At 70.4% G+C, this 12,816-nt stretch carries 12 protein-coding genes, 1 other RNA gene and 2 pseudogenes; 6 read left to right on the forward strand and 9 right to left on the reverse strand.

What is annotated here, in order from left to right:
- Positions 1 to 543: pseudogene (istB, locus tag BJF86_RS00005) on the forward strand (IS21-like element helper ATPase IstB); the annotation flags it as partial.
- 484 nt (positions 544 to 1,027) lie between these two features.
- Here the strand turns inward: istB and ssrA are convergent.
- Positions 1,028 to 1,397: a transfer-messenger RNA gene (gene ssrA, locus BJF86_RS00010) on the reverse strand.
- 122 nt (positions 1,398 to 1,519) lie between these two features.
- On the opposite strand from ssrA, the gene BJF86_RS00015 reads away from it, so the two are divergent.
- Positions 1,520 to 1,948, forward strand: a complete 429-nt coding sequence (locus BJF86_RS00015; protein ID WP_075816468.1) for a hypothetical protein — start codon at positions 1,520 to 1,522, stop codon at positions 1,946 to 1,948.
- On the opposite strand, the gene smpB is transcribed toward BJF86_RS00015, so the two are convergent.
- Complete coding sequence (gene smpB, locus BJF86_RS00020; RefSeq protein WP_075812569.1) at positions 1,932 to 2,408, reverse strand: SsrA-binding protein SmpB; 477 nt, start codon at positions 2,406 to 2,408, stop codon at positions 1,932 to 1,934. The two genes, BJF86_RS00015 and smpB, sit on opposite strands and share 17 nt — an antisense overlap.
- 109 nt (positions 2,409 to 2,517) lie before the next feature.
- On the opposite strand from smpB, the gene BJF86_RS00025 reads away from it, so the two are divergent.
- From BJF86_RS00025 to BJF86_RS00035, 3 genes are all read left to right on the forward strand, one after another.
- The gene (locus BJF86_RS00025) at positions 2,518 to 2,808 is read left to right on the forward strand and encodes a type II toxin-antitoxin system Phd/YefM family antitoxin (protein ID WP_158068337.1); all 291 of its coding nucleotides are present in this window, start codon (positions 2,518 to 2,520) and stop codon (positions 2,806 to 2,808) included.
- A gap of 12 nt (positions 2,809 to 2,820) precedes the next feature.
- The gene (locus BJF86_RS00030; protein ID WP_075816470.1) at positions 2,821 to 3,246 is read left to right on the forward strand and encodes a type II toxin-antitoxin system VapC family toxin; all 426 of its coding nucleotides are present in this window, start codon (positions 2,821 to 2,823) and stop codon (positions 3,244 to 3,246) included.
- Positions 3,247 to 3,332: 86 nt separating this feature from the next.
- The gene (locus BJF86_RS00035; protein WP_075812898.1) at positions 3,333 to 3,752 is read left to right on the forward strand and encodes a CBS domain-containing protein; all 420 of its coding nucleotides are present in this window, start codon (positions 3,333 to 3,335) and stop codon (positions 3,750 to 3,752) included.
- A 1-nt stretch (position 3,753) separates the two neighbouring features.
- Here the strand turns inward: BJF86_RS00035 and BJF86_RS00040 are convergent, their stop codons facing one another.
- Genes BJF86_RS00040 through ftsE form a run of 3 tightly spaced genes read right to left on the reverse strand, consistent with a single transcriptional unit; the run spans position 3,754 to position 7,078 of the window.
- Positions 3,754 to 5,448 (reverse strand): M23 family metallopeptidase, encoded by a 1,695-nt coding sequence (locus BJF86_RS00040; protein WP_075816471.1) that lies wholly within the window; start codon positions 5,446 to 5,448, stop codon positions 3,754 to 3,756.
- 14 nt (positions 5,449 to 5,462) lie between these two features.
- Entirely contained in the window at positions 5,463 to 6,386 is a 924-nt protein-coding gene (gene ftsX, locus BJF86_RS00045) for a permease-like cell division protein FtsX (RefSeq protein ID WP_075816472.1), read from the reverse strand.
- A complete protein-coding gene (gene ftsE, locus BJF86_RS00050; RefSeq protein WP_075816473.1) occupies positions 6,383 to 7,078 on the reverse strand; it encodes a cell division ATP-binding protein FtsE in 696 nt (231 codons plus the stop codon). Before ftsE ends, ftsX begins: the two co-directional genes overlap by 4 nt.
- A 266-nt stretch (positions 7,079 to 7,344) precedes the next feature.
- On the opposite strand from ftsE, the gene BJF86_RS00055 reads away from it, so the two are divergent.
- Positions 7,345 to 10,707, forward strand: a complete 3,363-nt coding sequence (locus BJF86_RS00055; protein ID WP_083652584.1) for an ExeM/NucH family extracellular endonuclease — start codon at positions 7,345 to 7,347, stop codon at positions 10,705 to 10,707.
- 87 nt (positions 10,708 to 10,794) lie between these two features.
- Here the strand turns inward: BJF86_RS00055 and BJF86_RS19665 are convergent, their stop codons facing one another.
- The 4 genes and pseudogenes from BJF86_RS19665 to prfB all read right to left on the reverse strand — a co-directional run bounded on the left by BJF86_RS19665 (position 10,795) and on the right by prfB (position 12,814).
- Positions 10,795 to 11,178 carry a cupin domain-containing protein gene (locus BJF86_RS19665; protein ID WP_414819919.1) on the reverse strand — a complete coding sequence of 128 codons (384 nt, stop codon included), beginning with the start codon at positions 11,176 to 11,178 and terminating at the stop codon, positions 10,795 to 10,797.
- A 6-nt stretch (positions 11,179 to 11,184) separates the two neighbouring features.
- Positions 11,185 to 11,343, reverse strand: a complete 159-nt coding sequence (locus BJF86_RS19670; protein WP_414819920.1) for a cupin domain-containing protein — start codon at positions 11,341 to 11,343, stop codon at positions 11,185 to 11,187.
- Between the two features lie 11 nt (positions 11,344 to 11,354).
- Positions 11,355 to 11,569, reverse strand: a pseudogene (locus BJF86_RS19675) (solute carrier family 23 protein); the annotation flags it as partial.
- 123 nt (positions 11,570 to 11,692) lie between these two features.
- Complete coding sequence (prfB, locus tag BJF86_RS00085; protein ID WP_075816474.1) at positions 11,693 to 12,814, reverse strand: peptide chain release factor 2; 1,122 nt, start codon at positions 12,812 to 12,814, stop codon at positions 11,693 to 11,695.
- Positions 12,815 to 12,816 lie beyond the last annotated feature (2 nt).

Below are 12,816 nucleotides of genomic sequence, written 5' to 3' on the forward strand. Positions count from 1 at the left end.
CCACCAACCCGGCGCCCGCACCCCCGTCCAGGCGTTGGCGTCCGGGGCCTACCTGGCCGAGCACCGCAACGTCGTCCTCCTCGGCCCACCGGGCACCGGCAAGACCCACCTGGCCACCGCCCTGGGCGTCGCCGCCGCCCGGCAAGGGCACCGGGTCCTGTTCGCGACCGCCACCGACTGGGTCACCCGCCTGACCGAGGCCCACGACCGCGGCCGGCTCGCCGCCGAGCTGACCCGGCTACGCCGCTACGGGCTGATCATCATCGACGAGGTCGCTACCTGCCCTTCGAACAGGACGCCGCGAACCTCTTCTTCCAACTCGTCTCATCCCGCTACGAGCACGCCTCGCTGATCCTGACGTGGAACCTGCCGTTCAGCTCCTGGGCAGGCGTCTTCGGTGACCAGGTTGTCGCGGCCGCGATGATCGACCGCATCGTCCACCACGCCGACGTCATCGCCCTCAAAGGCGCCTCCTACCGGCTACGCGACCGCGGCGTCGAGACCCTGCCCAGCATCAAGGCCGAACAAGAATCCCTAGACTGAGACCGTCCACTCTTCGACCGCCGAAACTGTCCAGTTTTCGAGCGCCGTCGACAGGCCGTGTGTCGCAGGCGGAGCATCGGAAGCGGGACTTGCCCACATGGGACACACACTGAGCATCGCAACCGGAGCGTAACCGCAGGTCAGTCGCCCCGACAAGGGCACTCACACTTCAAGACCGTATAAGTGGACCCTGGGGGCCAGAGGATTCCTGGCCGCCTGTGACTGCTACGCCGCGCGACGTTGGGCCGGGGGCACGAACGTGCCTCCGGCCGCGTCGGCCTCGGCGATGTGCAGGGGCCGCCTCGGCGTCCGTGAGGATCTCGAACATGCTGAGGGAGTGGGTGCGACCCTCGACGTGACGGAGATCTTGGCGTTTCGTGTCTCGACGCGGCCATCTGCGTCCCCCAGCACGAAGCCCCCAGATCCGCATCCTCATGCGGAATCTGGGGGCGACGTGCGACAAGCCGCACAGCGTGAGACACGTGGGTGGAGGTGGCGGGAATCGAACCCGCGTCCGTTACCGAGAAATCAGGGCTTCTCCGGGTGCAGTGCGCTGTGGATTTTCTCGGCCCCAGGGCTCGCGCGCACACGTTCCCTGACAGGCCCAGTCGAGTGGGAGTCCCGCGTGATCCCTCGAGCGCAGATCACGCAGCAAGTCATCTAGATGATGCCAGGATCTGAGCCGATGACGAGCTCAGGCTGACAGACTTCGGGCTCGCTCAGGCGGCGAGGGCGAAGTCGCTGCGCTTGGAATTGGCAGCTATTGGTTTCGCAAGGAGCGTTTGACGAGATGACCTTGCATCCTCGACCCGCTTCCCCTGAAGTGTCGAGCAACGTCGAAACCGATCACCCCCATGGGGGGTCTCACGCTGTGCAGTTGTCAAACTGCGCGGCCGTAGCCGGGCAGACGATCATTCTAGTGGGTCAACGCGCGGCGGGCCACGCAGATTCCGCACGCCGTGAGAGGGTCGCTGCCATGACCACCCCCACGGGCACGAGCGGCGCCCCGACCGACCTGAGGCCGTTGACGATCATGGTCGGCGCGATGGCCGGTGCGCTGGTCGTCATCGGTGTCGTCCTGACCTTCCTCGGGGCCGAGATGGCGGTGCCCTCGACGTGGGTGCTGCTCGTGGTCGCTGCCGCCACCCTCGGAGCCTGGGCGCTCGTGCTGGTCATGCCGCCTCCGCGAGCCCCTCAGGGCGCGTCCCTGGCCGCCGCCGTGTCCCCCGTCGTGGTCTTCCGCGCCGCGGTCCTGGAGGCTCCGGCGATCATCGGGCTGATGCTGTTCTTCATCGACGGGCCCTCGCTGCTGATCTACGCCCTGCCGGCAATCTTCGCGATCGCGGGGATGGTGCTCTTCGCCCGCCCGTCGGTGGTGGCGCGGCGCCTCAGCCGTGCCGCTTGAGGTGGGCTGACATCGCCCGCTCGGCCTCGCGCCGGTCCTGCCGCTCGCGCAGCGTCTGCCGCTTGTCGTGCAACTTCTTGCCCTTGGCCAGCGCGATCTCGACCTTCGCGCGGCCGTCGACGAAGTAGAGCGAGAGCGGCACGATCGTGTGCCCGGCCTGCTCGGCCTTGGCGACCAACTTGTCGATCTGGTCGCGGTGCAGCAGCAGCTTGCGACGCCGGCGCGCGGAGTGGTTGGTCCACGTGCCCTGGGTGTACTCCGGGATGTGCACCCCCTCCAGCCACAGCTCGCCCTGGTACTGCGTGGCATACCCGTCGACCAGGCTCGCGCGCCCGTGCCGCAGCGACTTCACCTCCGTCCCGGTCAGCACGAGGCCGGCCTCGACGGTGTCCTCGATGAGGTACTCGTAGCGGGCCTTCTTGTTGCTGGCGATCAGCTTGCGTCCGGAGTCCTTGGGCATGGCCGGTCAAGTCTAGGTGAACCACCGGTATGCCGTCCGCCGGTTTCTGGCGTCGAGGCTGAGCGAACAATCCTTGTCCCTTGTTGTACGTGGTCGTACGATGACGGTCATGACCACGATGACGAGCAGCGCCGCTCGCGCCGGTCTACCCGAGATCCTGGATCGGGTCGCGGAGGGCGAGGAGGTGACGATCACGAGGCACGGGAGACCCGTCGCCGTGGTCGTCCGGCCCGATGTCCTGCGCATCCGGAGGGCGGAGGCCCTCATCGCGGACGCCGACGAGTTGCGGGACATGCTGGAGGCGGCGCGTCATGCGCCACTGTCAGCCGCGGGAACGATCTCCCCTGATCGGGCGCGGCAGTTGGTCGCCGACCTCGCTCGCGACCGTGATCCTCGCTGACAGCTGATCCGCATGGATGCCTTCGATGCCGACGTCCTCATCTACGCTGCCGCCCCGGACGATCCTCTCGGGCGTCCGGTCCGTCAGCTGTTCGACGCGGCGACGACCGACGGCACTGTGGGAGTTGGTTCGGTCCTGCTCCTGCCCGAGGTGCTCACCAAACCTCGACGAGCCGGCCGGGACGAGGAGGTGTCGGCCCTGCTCGGCCTCCTCTCGCGCCTGACGCTCCTGCCTCTGGACGTGAGCACCGCTCGCCTCTCGGTGTCGATCGGAAGTACCTACGGTCTACGGCCTGCCGACGCGGCCCACCTGGCGACGGCCGTGGTCGCCGGTGCGACGCGTTTCATCACCAACAACACCGAGGACTTCTCCCGCGAGATAGCCGAGATCCAGATCACCGATCCCGCCGACCTTCTGTCGTCCACGCAGGGCACGTAGACCGATGGTGCTCCGGTTGCCGCCGTGCCGGGGTCCAGGCAGGGTGGGGCGGCACGAGCAGGACCGCCCGACCACGAGGAGTGAGCATGACCACCGCACGCGACATCATGACCCCGCAGGCCCATACCGTCGGCGATAGCGCGTCGCTGGTCGAGGCCGCCACCCTCATGCGCGACCACGGCGTGGGGGCGCTGCCGGTCACCTCGGACGACGGAGCCCTGGCCGGCATCATCACCGACCGCGACATCGTCGTGAACGGCGTCGCCGCCTCGCACGACGTGGGCGCGGTCGCCGTGGGCACGGTCACGCAGGGGATCGTCTCGACGGTCTCGCCCGACGAGGACGTCGACCGGGTGGTCGGCGTCATGGGCGACCAGCAGATCAAGCGGCTCGTCGTCGTCGACGGTCACGACGTGGTGGGGATGATCAGCGAGTCCGACCTCGCCCGGAGCGTGGACGAGGACAAGATCGTCGACTTCGTCCAGCGGGTCTACGGCCGCAGCTGACTCAGAGCCAGCCGCGCGGGTTGGCCGGCGCGCCGTTCTCCCGCGTCTCGAAGTGCAGGTGGCAGCCGGTCGAGGAGCCGGTCGTGCCGACATACCCGAGCAGCTGCCCGCGGCTGACGGACTGACCGGCGGAGACCACCGCCGCGCTCTGGAAGTGCAGATAGCTCGTGGTGAGGTTCACCCCCCGCTGCACCCCGTGGTCGACGATCACCATGTTGCCGCCGCCGGCGTCGAAGTAGGAGCTGTAGACGACGCCGTCCGCGGCGGCGACCACGGGGGTGCCGCAGCCGGCGCCGAAGTCCATGCCCGCGTGCAGCCGCCACATCTGGTAGACGGGGTGGAAGCGGTTGCCGAACTCGCTGGTGATCGGGGCGTTGACCGGCGACGACAGCACCCCGGATGAGCCGGCCTCCGCCGCGCTGCGCTCCTCCTCGGCCGCCCGCGAGGCCCGCTCCTGCTCGGCGGCACGGTCCGCTGCCTCCCGCTGGGCAGCCTCCTGCGCCGCCTGCGCGGCAGCAGCGGCCTCGGCCTCCGCAGCCTCGGCACGGCGCGCCGCCTCCGCAGCGGCGGCCTCGTCCCGGAGCCGCTGCGCCTCGGCCTGCGCGGCGCGCTGACGCTCGGCCTCCCGCTCGGCGGCCCGCTGGCGCGCCGCCTCCTCCTCGGCGGCCTTCTTCGCCGCGGCCTCGGCGGCCGCCTGACGACGCGCCTCCTCCTCGGCCTTGCGCCGGGCCTCCTCCTCGGCGATCCGCTGGAGCTCGGCCTCCTCCTCGGTCTGCAGCCCGTGCTTGGTCTCGGCCAGCGCCGCCAGCTCGCTCTCCAGGTCCTGGGCGCGCTGCTCCTCAGCCGCGAGGGACTCCTCGACCTTGGTCCTCTCGGTCTCCAGGTCGGCCTTGGCCTGCTCCTGCTGGGCCTCCAGCTCCTCGAGCTCGACCTTCGCGGCGTCCGCCGCCGCCCGCGCCTGCTCCTTGGCGATGACGTTGGCCTCGGCCTTGGCCAGCAGGTAGTCGATGTCGGACCGGATCCCGGTGAGCCGGTCCTGCTCGGCGACCTGCTCGGCCTCCTGGGTCGCGAGCTGCTGGATCTGCTGGTCCTGCACCCGCAGCACGGTCCGCGCCATCGACATCTGGTCCACCGCGTCCACCTCGCCGGAGAGCAGCTCCAGGGTGGTGGCGAGCGAGCCCATACCCCCTTCCTTGTAGCTCTCCCGCGCGATCGCGCCGACCGTGGAGCGCGTCTGCTCCTGGTCGGAGGCGACCTGCTCGATCGAGTCCTCGATCTGCGCCTCGTTCTCCCGCGCGACCGCGAGCTCGCCCTCGATCCGCTCGGTCTCGGCCTCGGCGTCGGCGAGGTCCAGCTCGGCCTCGTCGAGCACGACCCGCGCCTGCTCGACCTTGCCCTCGGTCTCGGCCAGCCGGGCCTGCGCGGTCTCGAGCTCCGCGCTGAAGTGCTCGTGCTCCTCGTGCAGGTCCTCGACCCGCTGCTCCCCCGCCTCCCGCTCGTCCGCGGCCGACCGCCGCTCCTGCTCGACCTTGGCGAGCCGCTCGCGGATGTCCTCCAGCTCGTCGGAGGCCAGGGCCGGGGTCGCGACCCCGAGTGCGCCGACGAGCGCGACGGCGAGGGCACGCCGGACCCGCGGTCGGTATGTCGGTCGCCGGGTCGCGCCGCTCTCGCGCGGGGTGCGGGACGTGGGTGCCATGCGGTGTCTCCTTCTCAGACCCTGACGTGGCGCAGCAGCGCCATCCAGGAGGTCACGACGGCGAGCAGGACGGCGCCGCCGACGAGGAACGGTGTGAGGAACCAGAGGTCGCGCTCGCCGACGAGGCTCACGAGGCCGCTCTCACCGGCGAGCAGCTCGGACAGGAAGCCGCTGATGCCGAAGCGCACGGTCGCCCAGAGCAGACCCACCGCCAGCGCGGCGCCGAGCAGCGCCGCGACGACGGTCTCGAGGACGAACGGCAGGTGGATGGAGAAGGCGGAGGCCCCCACCATGCGCTGGATCGCGGTCTCCCGTCGCCGGGTCCAGGCGGTGAGCCGGATCGTCGTCGAGATGAGCAGCACGGCGCAGACGACCATCGCCACGGCGAGCGCCAGCGCGCCCCAGCTCAGGGCACCGAGGAAGGCGAAGAGCTTGTCGACCACCTCGCGCTGGTCCTCGACGCTGTCCACGCCGGGCGCCTGCTCGAAGGCGGCGCGGATGACGTCGTACTTCGAGGGGTCGGACAGGTTGACGCGGAAGGAGGCGGGGATCGACTCCTGCGGCACCGAGTCCAGCGCCGAGCTGTTGCGGAACTGCTCGGTGAAGCGCTCGTATGCCTCCTCGTTGGACTCGTAGAAGTACTCGGTGACCAGCGGCTCCAGCCCCTGCAGGTCGGCCTCGACCTGGTCACGCTGCTCCGGGGTGACCGCGCCGCCGGCGCAGCCCGGGGCGTCGGTCGAGTCAGGGGTGCACAGGAAGATCGAGACCTGGACCCGGTCGTACCACTCCCCCTTGGCCGTGTTGACCTGCGCCTGCGCGAGTAGCCCGACGCCGAGGAAGAAGAGCGAGACCATCGTCACGAGGACGACGGAGACGAACATCGAGAAGTTGCGGCGCAGGCCGTTGCCGACCTCGCCCAGCAGGAAGCCCGGCCTCACGACACGACCACCTGCCGGTAGCCGCCCTCGGCCTGGTCGCGCACGACCTCGCCATCACGCAGCTGGACGACGCGCTTGCGGAACTGGTCGACGATCGTGGTGTCGTGCGTGGCCATGAGCACCGTGGTCCCCGCCCGGTTGATCCGGTCCAGGATCGCCACGATCTCCTGGCTGGTGTCCGGGTCGAGGTTGCCGGTCGGCTCGTCGGCCAGCAGGATCGGCGGCTTGTTGACCATCGCGCGCGCGATCGCGACCCGCTGCTGCTCCCCGCCGGACAGCTCGTGCGGCAGCCTCCTGCCCTTGCCTTCCAGGCCGACGAGGGCCAGGGTCTCGGGGACTCGCTGCCGGATCTCGTGCCGGCTCGCGCCGAGCACGTGCAGCACGTAGGCGACGTTCTGGTCGACGGTCTTGCCCGAGAGCAGCCGGAAGTCCTGGAAGACGGTGCCGATCTGGCGCCGGAGCAGGTGCACGCGGCGGGCCGCGAGCGCGCCGAGGTCGTGCCCGGCGACGAGCACCCGCCCGGAGGAGGGCCGCTGCTCGAGGATCACCAGGCGCAGGAGCGAGGACTTGCCGGAGCCCGACTCCCCCACGACGAAGCAGAACTCGCCCCGGGTGACGTCGAGGTCGACCTGGCGCAACGCCCAGGGGTCACCCTTGGCGTAACGCAGACTGACGCGCTCCATCGTGATCATCCGGGCGGGACTCCAGAGGTTCGTGTGACAGATGTGACGAGAGGGCAGGGAGTGTCGACCGGGACACACGCTAACCGATGAGGTCCTAGGGTCCAGGGTTCCCACGCCGACCACGCCCGGAGCGGCACCAGCCGGCGAACGGGGGGTGAAACCTCCCCTCACGCAGCGGGTCCTGGTCGCGGTTGTCGGTGCCAGCGGCTACCTTCACTGGCACCGGGTCCGTGGCGTCCCGGCATACCTGTCCCTGGCCCATTGGAGTGCAACAGATGCAGATCCCCCTCCGGCGCGCCGTCGCGGCCGCCTCGACCTCCGCGCTGGCCGTCACCGGCCTGGTCGCCCTCGCCCCCAGCAGCCTCGCGGCCGGGCCCGGTCTCGTGATCAACGAGGTCTACGGCGGCGGCGGCAACTCCGGCGCCGACTACACCCACGACTTCGTCGAGCTGTTCAACTCCACGGACGAGCCGATCGACCTCGACGGGTATGCCGTCACCTACTACTCCTCCTCCGGCAACCCCGGCGGCGGCACGTGCGCACTGTCGGGCACCGTCGCCCCGGGCACCCACTTCCTGATCCAGCAGAACCCGGGCGCGGGCGGCACCACCCCGTTGCCCGACCCGGACGCGGAGTGTGGCGCCTCGATGAGCGGCTCCAGCGGCAGCGTCGAGCTCACCTCCGGCGAGGAGGTCGTCGACCTGGTCGGCTACGGCTCGGCCTCGCTCTACGAGGGCAGCGCCGCGGCGGAGAGGCTGAGCAACACGACCTCGGCGAGCCGGACCGACGCGGTCGACACCGACGACAACGCCGCCGACTTCACCCGCGGCGAGCCCACCCCCACCAACAGCGGTGGAGGCGGCACCGACCCGGAGCCGGAGCCCGACCCGGACCCGGTCGAGGCGAGCATCGCCGAGATCCAGGGCACCGGCGAGGCCTCCGAGCTCGTCGGCCAGAGCGTCAACACCAGCGGAGTGGTGACCGCGGCCTACCCCACCGGCGGCTTCAGCGGGGTCTACCTGCAGACGGCCGGCACCGGCGGGGTGGAGAAGGTGCCGGGCGACGCCTCGGACGGCATCTTCCTCTACAGCTCGTGGGCGGCGGACAACGCCGAGATCGGCGACTGCCTCCAGGTCGAGGGGGCCGAGGTGGTCGAGTACAACGGCCTCACCGAGATCTCCGGCGGCTTCGTCGACGTCGTCGAGGGCTGCGAGGCGGTCACGCCCACCGCGCTCTCGACGCTGCCGGTGACGGACGCCGAGAAGGAGGTCTACGAGGGCATGCTCGTGCAGCCCGAGGGGACTTACACCATCACCAACAACTACCAGCTCAACCAGTACGGCCAGATCGGTCTGGCGCTGGGTGAGGAGCCGCTCTACCAGGCCACGGACCGCGTGCTGCCGGGCGAGGAGGCCGAGGCCTACGAGGCGGCCAACCAGGAGCGCTACATCACCCTGGACGACGGCTCGAGCTGGGACTACCTGCGCAACAGCACGGCCCAGTCCTCGGCGCTGCCCTACCTGTCCGCCGAGGAGCCGCACCGCACCGGCTCGCAGGTCACCTTCGCCTCGCCGGTGATCCTGGACTACCGCTTCCAGTGGAACTACCAGCCGGTCGGCCAGGTCGTCGGCTCGGAGAGCGCGGTCGACCCGATCACCAGCGAGAACGACCGCGAGGTCGACCCGCCCGCGGTCGGTGGCGACGTCCAGATCGGTGCGTTCAACGTGCTCAACTACTTCTCCGACCTCGGCCGGGACGAAGAGGGCTGCGACTACTACGCCGACCGCTTCGGCAACCCGGTCGGCACCGACTTCTGCGAGGTCCGGGGCGCCTGGTCCGAGCAGGCCTTCCTGGACCAACAGGCCAAGCTCGTCACCGCCATCAACGGCACCGATGCCGAGGTCCTCGCGCTGATGGAGATCGAGAACTCCGCGGCGCTGTCCTACATCGACCACCCGCGCGACAAGGCGCTGGCCGACCTCGTGGCGGCGCTCAACGCCGAGGCGGGCGAGGAGCGCTGGGCCTACGCCCCGTCGCCGACGGTGACCCCGCCGGGCGAGGACGTCATCCGCACCGCCTTCATCTACGACCCGTCCGAGGTGTCGCTCGAGGGTCCCTCGCTGATCCAGCTCGACGACGCCTTCGCCAACGCCCGCTACCCGCTGGCGCAGGAGTTCACCACGACCGACGGCACGTCCTTCGTGGCGATCGCCAACCACTTCAAGTCGAAGGGGTCCGGCGAGGACGACGGCACCGGTCAGGGCCGGGCCAACCCGGCGCGCATCGCGCAGGCCGAGGCGCTCAGCGCCTGGTCGGAGGAGATGTTCGCGGACGAGGCCGTCTTCCTCATGGGCGACTTCAACGCCTACAGCCGCGAGGACCCGGTCCGGGTCATCGAGGACGCCGGCTACACCAACGTCGCCAGCGCCTTCGAGCCGGACTCCATGACCTACCAGTTCAGCGGACGCCTGGGCTCGCTGGACCACGTGTTCGCCAACGAGGCGGCCACTGAGCTGGTGTCCGGTGCGGGCGTGTGGGACATCAACGGCGATGAGTCGATCGCGTTCCAGTACAGCCGGCGCAACTACAACCTCGTCGACTTCCACAGCGACGACCAGTTCGCCAGCTCCGACCACGACCCCGTCCTCGTCGGCCTCACCGCCGACACCGACGAGACCGTGCCGGTGGAGCGCATCGCGGGCACCAACCGCTACGACACCGCGGCCCGGATCGCGGCTGCCTACCCCGAGGACGTGAGCACGGTCTACATCGCCACCGGCGAGAGCTTCGCCGACGCGCTCTCCGGCGCAGCACCCGCCGCCCGCGGCCTGCTGCCGACGACGAGCGGCGAGGTCGCCGTCGCCCCCGACGGCTCGCCCGCCCCGATCCTGCTGACGCGGACCGCCGGGCTGCCCCAGGCCACCATCGGTGCGCTGGAGGACCTCGAGCCGGACAACATCGTCATCCTCGGTGGCGAGGTCGCGGTCTCCGAGGACGTCGAGGAGGCGCTGGAGGGTTACGGCGAGGTCAGCCGGATCTCGGGCGAGGACCGCTACGAGACCTCCGCGCTGCTCGCGACGCAGTACGGCGACGTCGACCACGTCTACGTGGCGACCGGTCAGAACGGTGCCTTCGCCGACGCCCTGTCCGCGTCGTCGCTGGCCGCCACCGAGGGGGTGCCGGTCCTGCTGACCCGCACCGCCACGGTGCCCGGCTCGCTCACCACCGCCCTGGAGGCGCTCGGCGACCCCGAGGTGATCGTCCTGGGCGGCGAGGGTGCTGTCAGCGGAGACGTCTTCACCGCCCTGGGCGCGACCGAGCGTCTCGCCGGGACCGACCGCTACGGCACCTCGGTGGCCGTGGCCGAACGGTTCGGCTACGACGAGACCAACCCCGCCCCGGCGGTCCACGTCGCCACCGGCCTGGACTACCCGGACGCGCTGGCCGGCTCGGCCCTGGCCGGGGTCCAGCAGGTCCCCGTCATGCTGAGCCGCACGGACGACATCCCGGCGGACACGCTGGACGCGATCGTCGCCCTCGACCCGGCCCAGGCGTTCCTGCTGGGTGGCACCACCGCCCTGACGGACAACGTCTTCGACACCGTCGTCGCCGCCCTCAACGGCGACCAGGCGCCCTGACGGGAGGCGGCCGGTCACCGGCCTGACACGACGCGGCGGGCGGCATACCTGGAGGTATGCCGCCCGCCGGCGTTCGTCAGGAGGTGCTCAGAGGGTCAGGGCCGCGTGCCGGTTGACGTCCTTGTAGAGCAGGTAGCGGAACCGGCCGGGGCCGCCGGCGTAGCGGGCCTGCGGGCAGAACGCGCGCAGCCACATGAAGTCCCCAGCCTGCACCTCGACCCAGTCGCTGTTGAGCAGGTACATCGCCTTGCCCTCCAGGACGTAGAGCCCGTGCTCCATGACGTGCGTCTCGGGGAACGGGATGGCCCCGCCGGGCTCGAAGGTCACGATGTTGACGTGCATGTCGTGCCGCACGTCGGTGGGGTCGGCGAAGTGCTGGGTGCGCCACACCCCGTCGGTGTCCGGCATCGCACCGGCCTCGACGTCGCGCTCGTGCGTGACGAAGGCCTCGGGCAGGTCCAGCGCCGGCACCCGCTGCTAGGCCTTGCGGACCCAGTGGAAGGTCGCGGTCTCCTCGCTCCGGTTGTGCAGGGTCCAAGCCGCCCCGGGCGGGAGGAAGGCGTAGCTGCCCGGCTCCAGCGCGTGCTCGGTGCCCTCGAGGGTGAGGGTGAGGGCGCTGTCGACGACGAAGAGCACGCCCTCGGCGTCAGCAGGCCGAGGAGCACGAGGAGGCCGCCGCCCGCGGTGACGACCCAGCGCGAGCGGATGCCGTTCACCGCGACGAGCCCGACGTTCTGCGCGAAGCCGGACTGGGGGAAGGAGTTGAAGACCGGCGCGGCCATGGTGGAGAGCATGTCGGCGCGCAGGCCGTTGGCGATGCGCCGCGAGGCGACCTTGTGCGGACGATCTCCCCGACGGCAATTTCCCTTCAGTGGAAGTTCGATTCCGTATAGGGAGATCAGACCCGAGACTTCGGCGGCGTCAAGAGTCGCCCGCGGACGTTTCGGGTATGCCGTCGCAGGGCCCTGGCGTCAGGAGGGTCCGGTCAGTCCTGCTCGCGGTCGGCGGAGCGCTTCCACCGGATGCCGGCGTCGATGAAGTCGTCGATGTCGCCGTCGAGCACGGCCGCGGTGGAGCCGACCTCGTGATTGGTGCGCAGGTCCTTGACCATCTGGTAGGGGTGCAGGACGTAGGACCGCATCTGGTCGCCCCAGGAGGCCTTGATGTCGCCGGCCATCTCCTTGCGGGCGGCGTCCTCCTCCTGCTTCTTCAGCAGGAGCAGGCGCGACTGGAGCACGCGCAGCGCGGCCGCACGGTTCTGGATCTGGCTCTTCTCGTTCTGCATCGAGACGACGGTGCCGGTCGGGATGTGGGTCATCCGGACGGCCGAGTCGGTGGTGTTGACCGACTGCCCGCCCGGCCCGCTGGAGCGGAAGACGTCGACCTTGAGGTCGGCCTCGGGGATGTCGATGGTGTCGGTGCTCTCGATGAGCGGGACCACCTCGACCGCGGCGAAGCTGGTCTGGCGACGGCCCTGGTTGTCGAACGGGCTGATCCGGACCAGGCGGTGGGTGCCGGCCTCGACCGCGAGCGTGCCGAAGGCGTACGGCACCTTCACCTCGAAGGTGGCCGACTTGAGGCCGGCCTCCTCGGCGTAGGAGGTGTCCAGCACCGCGGTCGGGTAGTCGTGCCGCTCGGCCCAGCGGAGGTACATCCGCATGAGCATCTCGGCGAAGTCCGCGGCGTCCACTCCCCCGGCGCCGGAGCGGATGGTGACGACCGCCTCGCGGATGTCGTACTCCCCGTTGAGCAGCGTGCGGACCTCGAGCTGCTCCACCGCCCTGCGCAGCGAGGCCAGCTCCTTCTCGGCCTCCTCCAAGACCTGGTCGCCATCCGCGCCACCTTCCTCGCGACCGAGCTCGACCAGCGCCTCGAGGTCGTCGATGCGGGAGTCCATGCCGGTGACCTTGTCGTGCTCGGCCTTGGCCCGCGACATCGCCGAGGTGACCTTCTGCGCGTTCTCGACGTCGTCCCACAGGTCGGGCTTGCTGGCCTGCTCCTCGAGGTCGGCGATCTGCGCCCCCAGCCGCTCCAGGTCGGTGACCTCACGCACCGACGCCATCGTCGCGCGGAGCTGCTTGATCTCGGTCTCGAAGTCGACTGCCACGA

This window comes from Serinicoccus sp. CNJ-927, from assembly GCF_001942435.1.
Lineage (GTDB): Bacteria > Actinomycetota > Actinomycetes > Actinomycetales > Dermatophilaceae > Ornithinicoccus > Ornithinicoccus marinus.

Excerpts from the sequence above, each read along its gene's own strand:
- BJF86_RS00015 (WP_075816468.1), top strand. The coding sequence starts at position 1,520 with ATGACCACCCCCACGGGCACGAGCGGCGCCCCGACCGACCTGAGGCCG.
- BJF86_RS00025 (WP_158068337.1), top strand. The coding sequence starts at position 2,518 with ATGACCACGATGACGAGCAGCGCCGCTCGCGCCGGTCTACCCGAGATC.
- BJF86_RS00035 (WP_075812898.1), top strand. The coding sequence starts at position 3,333 with ATGACCACCGCACGCGACATCATGACCCCGCAGGCCCATACCGTCGGC.
- smpB (WP_075812569.1), bottom strand. The coding sequence starts at position 2,408 with ATGCCCAAGGACTCCGGACGCAAGCTGATCGCCAGCAACAAGAAGGCC.
- ftsE (WP_075816473.1), bottom strand. The coding sequence starts at position 7,078 with ATGATCACGATGGAGCGCGTCAGTCTGCGTTACGCCAAGGGTGACCCC.
- BJF86_RS00055 (WP_083652584.1), top strand. The coding sequence starts at position 7,345 with ATGCAGATCCCCCTCCGGCGCGCCGTCGCGGCCGCCTCGACCTCCGCG.
- BJF86_RS00030 (WP_075816470.1), top strand. The coding sequence starts at position 2,821 with ATGGATGCCTTCGATGCCGACGTCCTCATCTACGCTGCCGCCCCGGAC.
- BJF86_RS00040 (WP_075816471.1), bottom strand. The coding sequence starts at position 5,448 with ATGGCACCCACGTCCCGCACCCCGCGCGAGAGCGGCGCGACCCGGCGA.